Origin of the sequence: uncultured Gimesia sp. (assembly GCF_937919775.1) — a bacterium.
Lineage (GTDB): Bacteria > Planctomycetota > Planctomycetia > Planctomycetales > Planctomycetaceae > Gimesia.
Window position 1 is genome coordinate 1 of record NZ_CALFPF010000498.1, and the last position, 3,482, is coordinate 3,482.

The window sequence follows — 3,482 nt, forward strand, 5'->3', positions numbered from 1 at the left end:
GGTTGGATCTTAAGAATTCATTAATACTTTTGTTTCGGCTTCGGGCGTTAAACGCCCCTCTTTAATCCCCAGTACCCGCTGCGCGGATTTGACAGCCTGATCATCGTGCGTAACCATCAATACACATCCGCCGTCTTTGGCAAACTGACTCAGTGCGTTTAATACGATTTCGGAGTTTTCCGAATCCAGATTGCCGGTCGGCTCATCTGCCAACAGAACTTTGGGTTGATGGAACAAGGCTCTGGCCAAAGCCACACGCTGTTTTTCGCCGGTACTCAATTCCGCAGGTGTGTGCTGTAAACGATGTTCTAAACCAAAATGTGAGATCAACTCACGGGCACGCTCTTTCGCATGCGGCATATTCGTCGCCAAGGCCGGAGTCAAAACGTTATCCAGCACACTCAAATAGGGGACCAGGTGAAACTGTTGAAATACAAATCCCAAGTGTGTCGAACGAAACCGGGCTCTCTGGTCATTAGAAAGTTGATAAGGATTCGTGCCTTCAATCATCACCTGCCCCGAATCAGGGCTCAACAATCCCCCCACCATTAACAGCAAAGTGGATTTCCCACAGCCACTACGGCCTTTAATCGCGAGAAATTCCCCGGCATCGACAGTCAGACTGATCCCGTCCACCGCTTGAATCCGTTTTGAGCCAGACTTGAATGACTTGGATAATTCTACAAGTTCCAATAACATATTTTACCGATCACCCTTCCTGTAAAATCGTGGCGGGGTCTTGTCTTGCCGCCAGTAATGCGGGGATCCAACTGGACAAACTCGCTAAAACCGGCGCGAATATCAAACTTAACAATAACCATCGGGCTGAAAATAACGCTTCTTCGGGATTCACGGATTCTGGTAAATTGCCCCAGAAGATCCCGATCCCATATCCCAGAAAATAGCCGATCAAGGCACCGATAACGCCTATCATAAATGCCTTGATAATAAAAATCCCAAAGACCTGAATAGACCGTAAACCAATCGCGCGCAACACCCCAATTTCCGTCGCCCGACGTCTGACATTTTCCAGAGACAGGAAGCCGATCCAGGCTCCGCATCCGAGTACAACTAGCGGCACAAGTACAGCTGCAAAATCGGCATGGCGTTCGATCATCTGCAAACGATTGGCCTTCTCCTGCTCCAGTGACGCCACCGCGCTCGCGTGAGCTTGATTGCGTGCTTCTGCCCGGGCAAGTGCAGGGGGACCACGTTCAATAATCTGGGTTCCGGGAAGAATTTTACCAACATCATCACGTATCTGTGCGACCCGATCTTCTGTTTCACAATTACATTCCAAAGCCAGTATCGCATTCACCAGATTTTGCATTCCCAGCAATTCCTGAGCCTCTTCGAGGTTAATCCAGACTGTACTGTCATCAGCAGTACCACGCTCTGGATAACAGAGGGTGACCTTGAAGTTTTTCCCCATCATCTGAGTCTGATCACCCGACTTCAATCCCAGTTTTTTCTGAATCTGGTAACCGGCAATCATGGTTCCCTTGGGAACCTGTTGCTGGAGAGGTTTCTTCAAGGCACGATGCAAAATGGGAACTTCGCCTCGAGTTCCCGTTAAAATCACATCACATTTTTTTTCAGGCCAACTGATTTTTTTCGCGACCATCGGCAGCAGATGGTTGACGGTCACAATTTTCGATTCTGCCAGTATTTTGACGTTTTCCTCAGGCATCGTACCAGAAACGATTCCCGTGAGATGAAACTCGTTCAAGTCCTGATTCGCAGGCAGGATCAGAATATTAAACCCGAGCCCCTTGGTGATTTTCCGCATGGCATCTTCAAGCTGGGCGCCCGCTTCTTTGACTTCCTCCGCCTTCTTTTCCAGAATGAAGGTCGTCTGTATCTCATCTGCCTGCAACAGAGTCAAAGCAGCGATCAGACAGGTCACTGCAATCACAACAGATGCCAGCCCCAACAAAAAATTAATCTTGCGATGCTGCATTTCCTGGATGATCAAGCGGAATAAAGACATAGGCCGGGCTCTTCTTCAAACGTCAGATGGAAAGGATGCTTTGTTGCTTCTCGAACTGAAACAGTTTACTTTCGCGCCATCAATAAATAACTTGCTCCCAAAATGACCACGATCATCAATGAAGCCATGATTAACAAATTTCGAATCAGAGAACTGCCTTGAGTGCTTTCAGCCGTAACTGATTGATTTGGATTCTCTGGCACATCGGAAGCTAATGTTGATGTCGTAGCGCCGTTTGCTTTTGAAACAGTGGTCACTTCGGACTGATTTGTTTTCTCACCCGAACTCGAATCCATCTTTTCAGAACCGGCATTGCTCTGAGCCAAATCGTTTTTCAGAATATCAGGCATTTTGAGCGCTTCTGTTTTTTCGTTTGACTCTTTTGAAAAACCAATCAGTCCTGTCAGCGGCGGAAGTTCCTTCTCATCCTGTGTCGCGGGAGTCACCAGTTTTTCCCAGTTGACCGCCATCAACAGATCGGTTCCCGGATTTTGATCTTTCACCTGACAAGTGCAGGGACCGGTTAAATCCCGGCATGCCTGTTCAATCGTGCCAGGATTAATTCCTTTACCGATCAACGCATATAAAACACGCCCGCGTCCAAACACCGGAAATGCCATCGGTTCTGCATTAAAATCCTTCAGGTCATTTTCCGTCGCCAGCAACATGCGCGTAAAATCTGTTTCCGCAGAATCCTCGCGCGAACATTTTTCCAGACTGAATTTTAACTTTAAACTGTCAGGGGAAACGCTGACCAACCCCTGCTCGATATCGGCCTGATCAATTTCCGGTAACTTCAGCGTTTTCTCCATTCGCTTCAGTTCTTTTGTCAAAAGCTCAAAAGCTGCTTTATCTTTTTCGGAGTTTCCACTTTCCAAGAAAACCCAAACTGCAGTCTGGCCATTGATCAATTGCTTCGCAATATTCTGACGCAGAGGAGAATCGATCAATTTCGCAACGTTGTCTTCGCTCATTGCTCCAGACCAGTAACCATCGGGAACCGGAGCGGGCAGGGGAGTCCGCACGACCATTAAGGGCAGCGTTTCCGATTTTTGTTTTTTCCAGAGTTCCACATCATCCGGTGCCGGTTTTGAATCCAGATCGATCAGTCTCAGTTCAACGTTGGCGGCCTGCTGGCTGATTGTTCCCGCTTTATCGAACTGTGAAACAATTTTCTGCTGCTCCGGATTCAGTTCGCCACGGTAAAAAACCACCACGTTATATTTGTCGGCTGGCCAACGTTCCAATGCGTAACGGAACACCGGAACCGAACACGCCCAGATCAGAGTTGATGTCAACAGAACACCAACGACAGTCAAAGGGGTTATGAACCGTCGCATGAAAAAACCTTTCGAGGAGGGTATAATCGGGCGGGTAGTAGAATTCGATTGTAGCTATCAGATCTGCAAATTGGCAAATACCGTAAAACGAATCTACATACTATGATGACAAATTGTTTGCTAATTGTGAAGAAAAGATGATTTCAATAAGT

3 protein-coding genes are annotated in these 3,482 nt (G+C 47.4%); all 3 read right to left on the reverse strand.

Annotation, left to right across the window (positions count from 1 at the left end):
• Positions 1-9 precede the first annotated feature (9 nt).
• The 3 genes from Q0294_RS14155 to Q0294_RS14165 all read right to left on the reverse strand — a co-directional run bounded on the left by Q0294_RS14155 (position 10) and on the right by Q0294_RS14165 (position 3,330).
• A complete protein-coding gene (locus tag Q0294_RS14155; protein ID WP_299466587.1) occupies positions 10-699 on the reverse strand; it encodes an ABC transporter ATP-binding protein in 690 nt (229 codons plus the stop codon).
• A gap of 10 nt (positions 700-709) precedes the next feature.
• Positions 710-1,990: an FtsX-like permease family protein gene (locus Q0294_RS14160; protein ID WP_299466590.1), complete on the reverse strand. Its 1,281-nt coding sequence runs from the start codon at positions 1,988-1,990 to the stop codon at positions 710-712.
• Between the two features lie 65 nt (positions 1,991-2,055).
• Entirely contained in the window at positions 2,056-3,330 is a 1,275-nt protein-coding gene (locus tag Q0294_RS14165) for a hypothetical protein (RefSeq protein ID WP_299466593.1), read from the reverse strand.
• Positions 3,331-3,482: the final 152 nt, after the last annotated feature.

What these genes read in the sequence shown, in the direction of transcription:
- Q0294_RS14165 (WP_299466593.1), bottom strand. Translation starts at nt 3,330, where the DNA reads ATGCGACGGTTCATAACCCCTTTGACTGTCGTTGGTGTTCTGTTGACA.
- Q0294_RS14160 (WP_299466590.1), bottom strand. Translation starts at nt 1,990, where the DNA reads ATGTCTTTATTCCGCTTGATCATCCAGGAAATGCAGCATCGCAAGATT.
- Q0294_RS14155 (WP_299466587.1), bottom strand. Translation starts at nt 699, where the DNA reads ATGTTATTGGAACTTGTAGAATTATCCAAGTCATTCAAGTCTGGCTCA.